At 38.2% G+C, this 14,610-nt stretch carries 6 protein-coding genes and 1 pseudogene; 5 read left to right on the forward strand and 2 right to left on the reverse strand.

The features are described 5' to 3' along the window. Positions 1-153 precede the first annotated feature (153 nt). Positions 154-1,326: a thiolase family protein gene (locus MVE64_RS17665; RefSeq protein WP_247339916.1), complete on the forward strand. Its 1,173-nt coding sequence runs from the start codon at positions 154-156 to the stop codon at positions 1,324-1,326. A 24-nt stretch (positions 1,327-1,350) separates the two neighbouring features. Here MVE64_RS17665 and MVE64_RS28160 read toward each other — a convergent pair whose 3' ends face one another. Then, a complete protein-coding gene (locus tag MVE64_RS28160) occupies positions 1,351-1,839 on the reverse strand; it encodes an MFS transporter (RefSeq protein ID WP_425594013.1) in 489 nt (162 codons plus the stop codon). 95 nt (positions 1,840-1,934) lie between these two features. Beyond that, a complete protein-coding gene (locus MVE64_RS17675) occupies positions 1,935-2,492 on the reverse strand; it encodes an MFS transporter (RefSeq protein ID WP_247339920.1) in 558 nt (185 codons plus the stop codon). Between the two features lie 228 nt (positions 2,493-2,720). Here MVE64_RS17675 and addB point away from each other — a divergent pair, with 228 nt between their 5' ends. The 4 genes and pseudogenes from addB to MVE64_RS17700 all read left to right on the forward strand — a co-directional run bounded on the left by addB (position 2,721) and on the right by MVE64_RS17700 (position 14,586). Beyond that, complete coding sequence (gene addB / locus MVE64_RS17680) at positions 2,721-6,212, forward strand: helicase-exonuclease AddAB subunit AddB (protein ID WP_247339923.1); 3,492 nt, start codon at positions 2,721-2,723, stop codon at positions 6,210-6,212. Next, positions 6,205-9,931 (forward strand): annotated as a pseudogene (gene addA / locus MVE64_RS17685) (helicase-exonuclease AddAB subunit AddA). The gene addB and the pseudogene addA overlap by 8 nt, the downstream one beginning before the upstream one ends. A 75-nt stretch (positions 9,932-10,006) precedes the next feature. Beyond that, on the forward strand, positions 10,007-11,188 hold the full coding sequence (locus MVE64_RS17695) for an exonuclease SbcCD subunit D (protein ID WP_247339928.1): 1,182 nt from the start codon (positions 10,007-10,009) through the stop codon (positions 11,186-11,188). Beyond that, entirely contained in the window at positions 11,185-14,586 is a 3,402-nt protein-coding gene (locus MVE64_RS17700) for an AAA family ATPase (protein ID WP_247339930.1), read from the forward strand. The genes MVE64_RS17695 and MVE64_RS17700 overlap by 4 nt, the downstream gene beginning before the upstream one ends. The last annotated feature ends 24 nt before the right edge of the window (positions 14,587-14,610 follow it).

A 14,610-nucleotide genomic window follows, 5' to 3' on the forward strand; every position in this document is an offset into this window, starting at 1 on the left:
ATGAAGCCCAGCCCAATAGAACCCCCAATCAATCAAAATATAAAAACTCAAACATACACAAAGAAGAAAAATTCCCTAATATTTCTATTAAACTATATTATAATGAAAGTAATGAGCGATGCCTCAGAAATATAAAATTAGGGGGATGGAGAAATGCGGGAGGTAGTGATTACTTCAGCTGTGCGAACACCTATCGGTTCTTTTGGAGGCGCTTTCAAAGATCTGTTGCCTACACAATTGGCTGTACCTGTTTTAGACGAGGTTGTAAAAAGAAGTAAGCTTCAAAAGCAGGATGTGGAAGAAGTGATTTTAGGTCATTGTATCCAAAGGACAGATGAACCTAATACAGCTAGGACAGCGGCTCTATTAGCTGAATTTCCTGATACAACAACGGGGTATACGATCCAGCGACAGTGTGCATCAGGGTTGCAGGCTATTTTATCTGCTGCTATGCAAATTCAAACAGGACATTCGAATATTGTGATAGCAGGCGGAGTGGAGGTAATGAGCTCAAGTCCATACTTACTTAAGCAGCATCGATGGGGATCACGTCTTCAGCATGGCCAGGTAACAGACAGTGTGTGGGAAATATTAGAGGATCCAATTCACCATATTATGATGGGGGAAACAGCTGAAAATGTGGCAGAGGAATATGGTATTACAAGAAAAGAGCAGGATGAACTTGCATTATCAAGTCATAATCGTGCTTTAGCGGCAATTGAAAGTGGAAAGTTTGCAGAAGAAATCTTGCCAATAAGTGTGAAAACACGTAAAGGAGAAAATATTGTTTCTCAAGATGAGGGGCCACGACAGGTTACAAGTGAAAAGCTTGCGGCTCTAGCACCGATTTTTAAGGAGAACGGAACGGTTACAGCTGGGAATGCTTCTTCCTTGAATGACGGCGCAGCTGCACTTGTTTTAATGGCAAAGGAAGAAGCGGAAAAAAGAGGCTTAGCTATTTTAGCAAAAATATCCCACTATTCTGTAGCAGGGGTAGATCCAAAAGTAATGGGAATCGGTCCTGTTCCAGCCATTCAAAAGGGGTTAGCATCATTAAATTGGTCTGTTCAGGATCTAGACGTTGTTGAAATAAATGAAGCCTTCGCTGCTCAATATCTTGCTGTAGAGAAACAGCTGGAACTGGATAGAGAAAAAGTCAATGTTAATGGAAGTGGAATTAGTTTGGGGCATCCAATTGGCTGTACAGGTTCTCGTATTGTTGTTAGTCTTTTACATGAGATGCAAAGAAGAGAGGCACAAAAAGGTCTTGCTTCATTATGTGTAGGTGGTGGCATAGGGGTAGCGCTGTTTATGGAAAGAGACTAACAAATAGTCAGAGGCTGAGATTCTTCAGTCTCTAATTTTGTTTTGAGTCAATTTGTTATAACTTAGTAAAAAAATGAATGCAATTCCAAACAAAACAATAAATAAAAGAAGTACATATTGAAAAGATAAAAGGTTTGCAACGAGTGGGCCAATGCTTGCACCTGTTAATAAGGTAAATGAGTACAAAGAAATAGCTGTTGGGCGTTTATCTCCGGCCAATTCGCCGATAAATGTAATGAGTGAAGGAATAAAAATAGAGACAGCAGAGACAAAGAATAGTGATAAGATGGTGATTATTATTAGGTGTTTGGTTAATATCATGAGTACAAAGGAAGAGATGATAATCGCTATGCAAGTAAGCAAAATATTAATGAGGGAATATTTTTTAATCCAAAAGCTGCTGAATAAAGAAAGCGGCGTACCAATTAAGGCAATACATCGACTGTAAAAAAGTTCTTTTTCTTGTTCAACATAGTATTGAGCAAATTCTTCGTATATAGAAACAAATGACATTAGAGTAATAAAGGTTATGCTAAGTCCTAAAATGAGTGGGGTTTGAAAAAGTCTACCTGTAGTGAAGGTGTCAACAGGTTTCCCTTTCTTTTGAACTAGCACATCAGGAAGAAGATAGAAGGCACCGAGAGACAAACATAAATAACATACCCCGAAGAAATAAAAAAAACGAGCCGCCAATCTAATACATTCACAGTTAGTGAACTAATCAGTTGTCCAATAATACCAGCCATTAAAAACCCTGTATTAATGATCGCAATAATGAATGTTCTTCTGTTTACTGTAAACGCATCAAAGCAATAAGCATAAGCAACAGGGGCAAAGCTTCCTAACACAAATCCTTGAAGTCCTCTAGAAAGGTAAAAACTTGTGAGTGAAGTGGAAAAGGTGATCATTAGCGTTAAGCAAAAGGAGGCAATCATGCCGAAAAATAATACATTTCTTTTTGAAAATGAAGCTGATATAGGACCAAAGCATAGTAGTCCTGTTGCGTAACAAAACGTAAAGATTGTACTTGAAAAAACAGCTTCATCATATGTAATCGACAGCCCTTCTGCAAGTTCAGTATAAATCGGAATAAGTAAATAAATATTACTAGCCACACAAACAGCCGCAAACCAGAAAAACAGTTCCACGATACGATCCTTCATCATCACATACCTCCTAATGATAATGTATGTTCCGAGAGTAATAGAGGTGTATTCCTCATACAAAAGTTGGTAGAGATGAAAAATGGAATTTGCCTGTAAAGTAAAGTAAAATAGTAAGAGATAGATAGAACGAAAATTAATACTAAAAAACTACCACGCTGCTTTTAGTTGTGGTATTTGTTTTTTCATATAGGAACTAATAACACTCTAAAACGTAAGTGGGGAATAAACATGAGTATTCAATTTATTTTGGGGCGTTCTGGAACCGGGAAAACAGAGACGATTTTAAACGAAATAAGAGACAGGCTCTTTCAAGAACCAATTGGCCGTCCAATTATTTATCTCGTACCAGACCAAATGACGTTTGGAGCAGAATATGAGTTAATACGTACACCAAATTTAGGTGGGATGATTCGTGCACAAACATTTAGCTTTAGTCGTTTAGCTTGGAGAGTTTTACAGGAAACAGGGGGAATGACTCGTCATCATTTATCTGGTACTGGAATTCAAATGCTTCTCCGAAAACTCGTTGAGGAGTATAAACAAGATTTTAAAGTATTCGCCAAAGCAAGTGATAAAAATGGCTTTATTGAACAGCTGGAAGTAATGTTAACAGAATTTAAACGATATTGCTTATCACCTCAAGAGTTGGAAGAATTTGTAGCAAATGCTCAAACCGAGCATGATCGTAAATCATTAACCGATAAACTTCATGACATGGCCATTCTTTATAAACAACTGGAAATTCAATTAAGTCATAAATACGTAGATTCTGAGGATTATTTGAAGCTATTAGCTGAAAAAGTAGAAAACTCAAGTTATTTACAATCTGCTGATATTTATATTGATGGCTTTCATAGCTTTACGCCACAAGAATACGAAGTGGTTGCTGCCTTAATGAAGCATGCGCAAAATGTAAAGATTGCTCTTACTGCAGATAAAGCATATAAGGAATTCCTGCCTCATGAATTGCACTTATTTCAAATGACAGGAAAAACGTACAATACGATTCTCAAGCTGGCTACTGAAGCAGGTAAACAAGTGGATGAGCCGATACTTCTTAAAGAACAGCATCGCTATGCTGGTAGTCAATCGTTACAACATTTAGAAGCATTTTATGATATAAGACCAACAACTGTTTTTGATCAAGATCCTGGTGTTACGATTTATCAGGCTGCAAATCGCCGCTCTGAGGTTGAAGGAATTGCAAGGGAAATTCAATCACTTATTAGAAATGGTCAATATCGTTATCGTGATCTTGCTCTGCTTATACGGAATTCCAATGATTATCGTGATGTGATTGAACAGGTATTCCGTGATTATGAAGTCCCGTTTTTTATTGATCAAAAGCGTTCTATGCTCAATCATCCGTTAGTAGAGTTAATCCGCTCCACAATCGAGATTATCAATGGGTTTTGGCGTTATGAAGCGGTGTTTCGAGCAGTGAAAACAGAGTTGCTGTTTCCAACTGAAAAAGACAAATATGTTATGAGAGAAGATATGGACTTATTAGAAAACTATGTTCTTTCGTATGGCATTCAAGGATCAAAGTGGACAAATGGAGATCGTTTCCGTTACCGCCGTTTCTATTCTCTTGATGATGAATTTGTTGTCACAGATGATGAAAAAGAAATGGAGGACAAGCTAAATCAGTTACGAGAGCTTATTGTTCAACCAATTCAAACTCTGCATAAAAGGTTAAAGAAAAGTCAAAATGGTCAAGAGATGGCAGAAGCTTTGTTTCTTTATTTAGAAGAATTGCACATTCCCAAAAAGCTTGAAGCACTTCGGATTGCAGCAGAAGAAAAAGGTTTGTTATTAGAAGCGAGAGAGCATGATCAGGTTTGGCAGGCCGTTATAAACTTATTAGACGAGTTTGTTGAAATGATGGCGGAAGAGCCTGTGTCTTTAAAGCTTTTCTCAGAGATGCTTGAAACGGGTCTTGAGTCAATGAAATTCTCGTTAGTGCCACCAGCCATTGACCAGGTGTTGATTGCAGATCTTGAAAAATCCAGGTTTTTCAACGTGAAGTGCTCATTTATTGTTGGAGTAAATGATGGCGTTATTCCTGCTAGACCAAAGGAGGAAGGCATTTTAACAGAAGACGATCGAGAGGCTCTTCATTATCAGGGAGTAAATCTTGCACCAACCGCAAGACAGCAGCTTCTTGATGAAAACTTTATCATTTATATGGCATTATCAAGTTCTTCTGAAAAATTATATCTCTCCTATGCGATGGCTGATGAAGAAGGAAAGGCATTGTTGCCTTCTGTCATTATCAAGCGAATGGAAGAAATGTTTCCAACAATAAAGCAGCAGCGATTGTTAAATGAGCCTGAGCAGCTTTCTCCAAAAGAGCAGCTCTCGTTCATCGTAAACCAGCATGTAACACTTTCTTATGTTACATCTCAATTGCAATCGTGGAAAAGAGGATATCCGATTCACTCATTATGGTGGGATGCTTATAACTACTTTGTATCATCCGACAATCAACAACTAACGCAAAAGGTGCTAAGCAGTTTAACGTATGAAAACAAGCCAGAACAGCTAGAAACATCTGTTAGTCGTGAGCTATATGGTGAACATATTCAAGGAAGTGTGTCGCGAATGGAGAAATTCAACAGCTGCCCATTCTCTCATTTTGCTTCACATGGTTTAAAGCTAAGAGAAAGACAGTTTTTCAAGCTTGAGGCACCTGATATAGGGCAAATGTTCCACTCTGCCTTGAAACTGATTTCTGATCGCTTACATCAATTAAAGTTGGATTGGAAAGAGTTAACGAAGGATCAATGTGAGCGACTTTCTAATGATGCGGTTGAGCAGCTTGCACCAAGATTGCAAAAAGAAATCCTGTTAAGCTCCAATCGTTATCATTATATCAAGCGAAAGCTACAGAAAATTCTTGCTCGGGCATCATCCATTCTAAGTGAACACGCAAAGGCGAGTGGCTTTGCACCAGTCGGCCTAGAGCTCGGCTTTGGTAAAGGTGGGGAACTACCACCAATTCGTTTTACATTGCCAAATGGTTGTACGATGGAGGTAGCCGGAAGAATTGATAGAGTTGATAAAGCAACAGGATCAAATGGTGTACTGTTAAGAATTGTTGACTATAAGTCGAGTGAAAAAAATGTACAGCTTTCTGAGGTTTATTATGGTTTAGCTCTTCAAATGCTCACCTATTTAGATGTTATTATTTCAAACTCAAAGCTGTGGCTTGGAATTGAAGCTACTCCTGCCGGGGTATTATATTTCCATGTTCATGATCCGATGATTCAGGCTTCATCTCTTTTACCGGAAGAAAAGCTTGATGATGAAATTTTTAAAAAGTTTAAAATGAAAGGACTTTTACTCGGTGATGAGGAAGCAGTGAAAATGATGGATCATTCTCTTACTGAAGGAAGCAGTTCAAACATTATTGCAGCCGGTTTGAAAAAGGATGGAGGATTCCGCTCAACATCCTCTATAGCGAGTGAAGCTGAATTTGAATTATTACGTCATCATGTGCGATCTACTTTCAAGAAAATTGGAACGAATATTACAGATGGAATAATCGATATTAGCCCTTATAAGCTTAAGGATAAAATGCCATGTACGTATTGTGAATATAAGTCTGTATGTCAATTTGATGAATCGTTAGAGGAAAATAACTACCGCATCTTAAAAAGTGAAAAAAATGATGAGGTGTTAAAACGAATGAGAGAGGAGGCTGGAGTTGATGAGTGAAATCATAGCAAAGCCTGAGAACAGCCAATGGACGGATGATCAGTGGAAGGCGATTGTTGCAAGTGGACAGGACATATTAGTTGCAGCTGCTGCCGGATCGGGAAAAACAGCTGTTTTAGTTGAGCGAATCATTCGTAAAATTCTTTCGAAAGAAAATCCTGTTGATGTTGATTCTTTATTAGTTGTTACGTTTACAAATGCTTCTGCAGCTGAGATGAGGCACCGTATTGGTGAGGCACTTGAAAAAGCACTAAAAGAAAATCCATCTTCGCTACACTTACGCAGACAGCTTACGTTACTCAATAAAGCATCAATTTCAACTCTACACTCGTTCTGTTTGCAGGTTGTACGAAAATATTATTATTTGATTAATATTGATCCTGGCTTCCGTATTGCTGATTCAACAGAAGGTCAGCTTTTAATTGATGAAGTTCTTGATGAACTATTTGAAGAGGAATACAGTCAGGAAGATAACGAAGAATTTTTTGATTTAGTTGATCGTTATACATCTGACCGAAGTGATCTTGAGCTGCAATCTTTAATTCGAGAGCTGTACTTTTTTTCAAGATCACATCCAATGCCAAGTGTTTGGCTGAATCAGCTTGCTGCCATGTATGACCTGGACGATGATTTTGATATGAATTCGTTACCGTTTATGAACTATTTAATGCAGGATATTGAGATGCAGTTATTAGGTGCTCGGGAGCAGCTTCTTCAAGCAATGGAGCTTACGAAAAGACCAGCCGGACCTGCTCCACGTGCGGAAAACCTGGACGATGACTTAAAGCAGCTCTCAGATATTCTGGCGCATAAGCATTCTTGGGATGGAATGGGTGAGCAACTAAAAAAGTTTAAAATGTCACGTGCTAAGATCGTCAAGGGTGATCAATATGATAAGAGTTTAACAGACCAAGTAACAGCCTTACGTAATGCGGTTAAGAAACAAATCGAGCAATTACGCGATGAATTGTTTTCTCGTTCACTTCAGCATTATAAGGAGGATTTTGTTCATTTAAAGCCTGTTGTCAAAAAGCTTGTTGACCTTGTCCTGCAGTTTGCCCATCGCTATGAAGGTATGAAAAAAGAAAAAGGAATCGTCGATTTTGCAGATTTAGAGCATTATTGCTTACAAATTCTGCAAATGGATGAAAATAAACCAAGTGAAGCCTCACTTTATTATAAACAGCAGTTTGTGGAGGTTCTTGTTGATGAGTATCAAGATACGAATCTTGTCCAAGAGTCAATTTTAAAGCTTGTGACAAAAGATGAAGAAGCAACAGGAAATCTCTTTATGGTTGGAGATGTAAAGCAATCCATATACCGCTTCCGTCTTGCAGAGCCTTTTCTATTTTTAAGCAAGTATAAACGATTTACACAATCTGCTGAGCAAACAGGAATGCGCATTGATTTATCCAAAAACTTCCGAAGCCGTTCAGAAGTGTTAGATGGAACGAACTATTTATTTAAACAAATTATGGGAGAAACAGTTGGGGAAATTGTGTACGATGATGACGCAGAATTAAAGCTTGGTGCCACGTATCCAGAAAATGATCTGATGAAAACGGAGCTTTTACTCATTGAACGTGGTAGTGGAGACGAACAAGAAAAAGATGGTGACACAGAAACCGAGGGCGTTTTTGATGAGCAAGAGCTAGAAACTGTTCAGCTTGAAGCAAGATTAATGGCTCGTAAGATTAAGACATTAATAGATGAACAATTTCCTGTGTACGATCGTGGTATTGGTGGAACACGTCCTGTTACGTATCGAGATGTTGTCATTCTTCTGCGCTCTATGCCATGGGCACCACAAATAATGGAAGAATTTAAGCAAGCTGGAATTCCGGTTTATGCGAATTTATCAGATGGATATTTTGAAGCAACTGAAGTAGCAATTATGCTATCTCTCTTGAAAATCATTGACAATCCCTATCAAGATATCCCATTAGCGGCAGCACTTCGTTCACCAGTCGTTGGCTTATCAGAAAATGAATTAGCCATTATCCGTACGTTTGATCATAAAGGAATGTTTTATGATGCAGTTAAAGCATTTTTGGCTGCTAACGATCCAAGGTATGAACAGCTTTCTAATAAATTACAGCCCTTTATTGATCTCTTGCAGGGATGGAGAGATATAGCGAGACAAGGATCAGTTTCTGATTTAATATGGCAGCTTTACCGTGATACAAAGTTTTTTGATTTTGTCGGTGGAATGCCTGGTGGAAAACAACGTCAAGCAAATCTTCGTGCTCTATATGATCGTGCCCGTCAATATGAAGCAACATCATTTAGAGGGTTATTTCGCTTTTTACGTTTTATTGAACGTATGCAGGACCGCGGTGATGATTTAGGAGCAGCGCGTGCGCTTGGAGAGCAAGAGGATGTTGTAAGGCTAATGACGATTCACAGTAGTAAAGGGTTAGAGTTTCCAATCGTGTTTGTTGCAGGCTTTCTAAGCAATTTAATATGATGGATTTAAATAAAAAGTATTTGCTTGATAAAGAGCTTGGATTTGGGACAAAGCTTATTAATCCTAAGTTACGAGTAAGCTACCCAACGCTGCCTTATATTGCTCTAAAGAAAAAAATGAGAATGGAACTTCTTGCTGAGGAAATGCGAGTGCTTTATGTTGCGCTAACTCGTGCAAAGGAAAAGCTGTATTTAGTAGGAACATTAAAGGACCCGGACAAAACGATAACGAACTGGAGAAATCACATAGCACATCAAGATTGGCTTTTACCTGATTTTGAACGGGCTAAAGCGAAAAGCTACCTTGATTGGGTTGGCCCTGCGTTAATTCGCCATAGAGAATGTGTTGTGTTAGGTGATGGACAAATTTGTTTAACAGAAGAAATATCAAGTCACCCATCACGATGGACAATTCAACAAGTAAAAGGAGAAGAGCTTGTTAATCATTCAAGGATGATCAAGAGCGAAATGATGAATTGCTCACATCTATTCAAAAAGGTGAAGCAGTGATGCTAGAAAGTGAGCAGAAACAAGTGATCATAGATCAGCTTTCTTGGTCGTATCCATTCCAACAAGCAACGAAAAGTCGTTCAAAGCAATCTGTAACAGAGTTGAAAAGACAACGGGAGGTTACAGATGAGTATAGTGATCAGCAGCTCATTAAGAAACAAGCCTCTCAGTCTTTGTTATATAATCGACCAAGCTTTATGCAAAGCAAGTCAATATCTCCTGCGGAGCGAGGAACAGCCATGCATGCTGTCATGCAGCACATTCCTTTAACTGAAAAAGTAACAAAGGCTGAAATTGAAAAGAAAGTTGAAGAGCTTGTTACAAAGGAAATTCTTACAGAAGATTTGGCTAAAGTGATTAACATCGAGCAAATTGTGGCCTTTTTCTCATCAGATATTGGTCAAAGACTGCAAAACGCAAACAATGTTTATCGAGAGATTCCATTTAGTTATGCATTAGAGGCAGATACTCTTTATGAAAATGGGAAGGATGAACCGGTTTTAGTGCAAGGTGTAATCGACGTTTTATTTGAAGATGAACAAGGTACGGTTTTGTTAGATTACAAAACTGATACAATACAAGGTAGAATAACAGCAGAAAAAGATGAGCTTGAAAACATATTAAGTGATCGTTATCGTGTTCAAATTGATTTATATACAAAAGCAATTGAAGATATCATTCACCGTCCTTTACAAGAAAAATATTTATTTTTCTTCGACGGAGGACATCTCATAAAAATGTAAAGATGCAATCGGTGAATATCCATCGATTGCATTCTATTGTCCATGTGTAAGTGGCTAAGAAAGGATGATGAAAAGATGCGTATTTTGCATACGGCAGATTGGCACCTTGGACGAGCGTTAGAAGGCCGTAGTAGATTAGCTGAGCAGGCTGATTTTATTGATGAGCTTGTAAGAATTGTTGAAGAAGAAAAAGTAGACGCCATATTAATGGCTGGTGATGCATTTGATACGGTTAACCCACCAGCTGCAGCGGAGCAACTGTTTTACGAAGGCCTTTCTAGATTATCAGATCATGGTAAACGTCCAATCGTTGTGATTGCAGGAAATCATGACAACCCTGACCGCTTATCTGCAGCATCACCTTTAGCTGGAAACCATTCTATCCATTTAATTGGTTATCCAACAACTGAATTGATTAAATTAGACATCCCGAGTGCTGGTGAGCAAATGATGGTCGCTGCACTGGCATATCCTTCAGAAGCAAGACTTGAACAAGTATTATCACAGGAGCATGATGAAGTGCTGCTGCGAAATAAATATGATGAACGTATACGTGATCTTTTTTCGATTATGAGTAGACAATTTCAAAAGAACACAGTAAATATTGCGATGAGTCATATTCATGTTGCAGGAGGAAGTTCAACAGATTCTGAACGTCCAATTGAAGTTGGTGGAGCTTATACGGTTGCAGCAACAAGTATGCCGGAGGCTGCTCAGTATGTTGCATTGGGTCATTTACACCGCCCACAAAATATTAAGCGTGCGAGCACATTAACTAGATACTCCGGTTCACCGCTTGCGTATAGCTTTTCAGAAATCGGCTATGCAAAATCTGTCACGATTTTAGATGCTGAACCAAATCAACCTGTTGTGATGAAGGAGATTCCATTATCATCTGGTAAACCTTTGGTGAAATGGAAAGCAACAGAGGGAATTAGTCAGGTTCATAGTTGGCTTGATGAAGGAAAAGATCACAATGCATGGATTGATTTAGAAATTCATTTAACTAGTACTCTTTCAATTGAGGAAATCCATCGCCTTCGTAAATGGCATCCAGGCTTTATTCATATCCGTCCTGTGTTCCAAGCTGAGCTGGAGGTTGCGGCAACACGACAATCAAATATCCCAATTGACCAATTGTTTTCACAGTTTTATGAAAAACAAACAGGTGGAGCAAAACCGGAAGAGGAGCTTGTTCGGTTATTTTTAGAACTCGTTCAGCAGGATGAGGAGCAAGAGGAAGGTGATGAAGCATGAAGCCTATTACTTTAACTGTTTCTGGATTGCATAGCTTCAGAGAAAAACAGACGATTAATTTTGATGCCCTTTGTGATGGCGGGATCTTTGGAATCTTTGGGCCAACAGGAAGCGGTAAGTCGTCAATTCTGGATGCTATGACTCTTGCTTTATATGGAAAAGTAGAACGTGCGATGAACAACACACATGGAATTTTAAATCATGCCGAAGACCAGCTTTCTGTTTCGTTTACCTTTGAACTTGAAAATGCCTCTTCAAAGAAAAGATATGTTGTGGAACGGGTGTTTAAACGAACAGACGATATTAGGGTGAAAACAGCTATCTGTCGTTTAATTGAAGAAGGAGAAGAGCATGTTGTTTTAGCGGATAAAGCAGTTGATGTAAATGACAAGATCTATGGATTATTAGGTCTTACAATCGATGACTTTACCCGTGCTGTTGTTCTTCCACAAGGAAAATTTGCTGAATTTCTTTCTTTAAAAGGTGCAGAAAGAAGACAAATGCTACAACGTTTATTTCACCTAGAGCAATACGGTGATCTGCTTTTGAAGAAGTTAAAACGACGCTTATCTACTGCAAGGATTACTCGTAATGAATTAGAAGCAGAGAAAACTGGTTTAGGCGATGCATCGGCAGAGGCTGTTAAAGAAGCGAAGAAGCAAGTAAAAGAAGCAGAAGTTTTACTTGAAAAGCGTCAAAAAGAGTTTGAAAGTGTAACAAAGGACTATGAACAAAAACAAGCAACTTGGCAATTACAACAGCAAAGGCTAGAACTAGAAAAGGAAAAAGCATCAGTCAAAAAAGATGAAGAACAGATTCAATCTTTACAACAACAGGTGAAAACGGCTGAGGAAGCAGAAGCCTTAAGACCGTATGCAGAGGCTTTACAAGCTCGTAAACAAGAAAAAATTCAGGCAGAAGGTAATCTTGAGGCTGCGAAGAAAAATGTAGAGAAAATGAAACAGCAATATGAAACTAGCAGCCGAGCTTACGAGGCAATTCGAAAGGAAAAATCTGAACAAGAACCAGCTTTAGTAGCAAAGCGTGAAAAGCTATTACAATTGCAAAAGGTTGAAGAAGAGCTTAAACAAGATCAAACAATACTACACGAACTTAAACAGAAAAAAGAAGAGTTACAAAAGCAGCAGGAGCACCATCAGTCACTATTAACAAAAGCACAGCAATTAGTTGAAAAAGCAGCAGTAAAGCAACAAACTTTACAAGAAGAGCAGAAAACAAAAACCGTTTCTGCTAAAGAAAGAGATCAGGTTCGTGCCGCTTTAGAAGCAAAACAACATGTTCAACAAAGTAAACAGCAGTTCGAAGAAACGAATGAATTGTTAGAGAAAAAATACAACGCATTAATTAGTGAAAAGAAAAAATACGATTCTCTTACAGATCAATTGTCCGTTAATAAAAAACATCTTGAAAATAAATTTAATGAACTAACCTCCCTCTATTTTCTGATTTCGGAAAGGGAAACGGAATATAAGCACTTTCTTTCTGGCGCTAAACACAAGTTAGAAGAAAAAATAGCAGAAGAGGAAAAGGCAAAAAACCAGAAGTTGGCTTTTGCGCTCGTCAAGGAGTTAAAAGAGGGAGCACCTTGTCCTGTTTGTGGATCATGTTGCCACCCGAGCCCTGTACATGCTGATCTCGATCATGAAGAAGAAATTGAAATGCAATTACATGTGATGAAGCAACAGTTTGAACAGCTTCAGTCATTAAGTCAGGAGCCGCATTCACTTAAAATAAAAGCTGAGGGTCTATCCGAGCAGCTTACTTCTGATTTCTTATTTTTACAAAATAAAAAGCTAATAGAAGAAGTTACAGTAGAGCAACTGATTGCACCAAATACGAATATGTCATTAGAACAAGGTATTCAAACGTTTCAATTATCATTTAAAAATCTAAATCAAGATTATATACAATTACGTCAATCTCTTGAAAAGAACGTGAAACAGCTACGTGATTTGCAGCAGGAGGAAGTAAGAAGTAAAGATGGTATTGCTTCTGCAAATAATGATGTTCAGGAATGGACAGACAAACTTAATGAGTACAAACAAAAATACGAGAAAAGCTTAACCTATTACTCTGAGACATTCTCACACATTCCAATTGAGAATGTTGAGAAGTTACAAAAAGAAATCTCTGAAAAAGATGAAGCACTCGAGCAGTTAAATGAACGAATTCAAAAGAGTTTTTCTTTTATAGAAGAACAGGAAGAAATCGTGAAAAAACAGGAAGAATTCAATAGGAATATAAAAGAACAACAGATTGAGCTTCAAGCCTTATTAAAGAATCGTGATTTTTCTATTAAAGAAAAACAAGAAAAGCTGAAAGAAGTTGGTTTGGAGAAACCAATTTCTACTGTAATCGCGGAAACAAATGCGACGATTATACATTTAGCTGAAAAAGAAAATGAGCTGTATCAAGGATGGCAAAAAGAATCTAATATGCTTCATCAATTGCAAAGTGAGCTTGCCGCACATGAAAGATCATATGAGCAAGCAAAGCACCAAGTTCAAGAATCAGAACAAAAATGGTCACAAGTAAAAGAGAACACATCGTTTAAAACAATTGAAGAAACATTAGCATCCCTACTAGGTGCAGAAAAAAGGCAACAACTGAAGGCTGAAATTGAAGCCTTTATGGATAAAATGAAGCAGCTTAACACAGACTTAAATCGAATTGAAGAAAAGTTAGGAAATAAGCAAATTTCTCAAGAAGAATGGAATACTATTCAACAAATCAAAATGGAGATAAAGCAACAGGTTGAGGATGCTGTTGCCAGCAAGGGGGCAGCTACAAATGGCCTGCAGGTGCTTTTAGACAAGCACGAGCGCTTCGTAGTCATAGAAAACCAACAAAAAGAACTTGATGATTTGTTGGGAAAACTAGAAAAACTTCAATCTGTTTTTAAAGGAAACAGCTTTGTTGAATATGTTGCAGAGGAGCAGCTGCAGCAAGTAAGTCGTGATGCATCTGAAAGGCTTTCAATGCTAACTCGTGGTCGCTATGCGATTGAAGTTGATTCACAAGGCGGATTTATTATGAGAGATGATGCAAACGGTGGAGTAAGAAGACCTGTTTCCACATTATCAGGAGGGGAAACGTTCTTAACCTCACTTGCACTTGCCTTATCGCTATCAACACAAATTCAACTTCGTGGTGAATACCCGCTTCAATTTTTCTTCTTAGATGAAGGGTTCGGAACGTTAGACATTGAGCTGCTCGATACAGTCATAACGGCTCTAGAAAAATTGCAATCACAAAATTTATCAGTTGGAGTTATTAGCCACGTGCAAGAGCTAAGAGCAAGACTGCCACGGAAACTAATTGTGGAGCCTGCTGAACCATCTGGTAAAGGAACGTCTGTTTATTTAGAATCACTTTAATAGTTTGGCTTTGGTAAAAGAGAG

The organism is Metabacillus endolithicus (assembly GCF_023078335.1).
GTDB classification, from domain to species: domain Bacteria; phylum Bacillota; class Bacilli; order Bacillales; family Bacillaceae; genus Metabacillus; species Metabacillus endolithicus.

Bases quoted from the DNA above. Each gene is read 5' to 3' on its own strand.
- MVE64_RS17665 (WP_247339916.1), top strand. From the start codon at position 154: ATGCGGGAGGTAGTGATTACTTCAGCTGTGCGAACACCTATCGGTTCT.
- MVE64_RS28160 (WP_425594013.1), bottom strand. From the start codon at position 1,839: ATGTCATTTGTTTCTATATACGAAGAATTTGCTCAATACTATGTTGAA.
- MVE64_RS17675 (WP_247339920.1), bottom strand. From the start codon at position 2,492: ATGATGAAGGATCGTATCGTGGAACTGTTTTTCTGGTTTGCGGCTGTT.
- addB (WP_247339923.1), top strand. From the start codon at position 2,721: ATGAGTATTCAATTTATTTTGGGGCGTTCTGGAACCGGGAAAACAGAG.
- MVE64_RS17695 (WP_247339928.1), top strand. From the start codon at position 10,007: ATGCGTATTTTGCATACGGCAGATTGGCACCTTGGACGAGCGTTAGAA.
- MVE64_RS17700 (WP_247339930.1), top strand. From the start codon at position 11,185: ATGAAGCCTATTACTTTAACTGTTTCTGGATTGCATAGCTTCAGAGAA.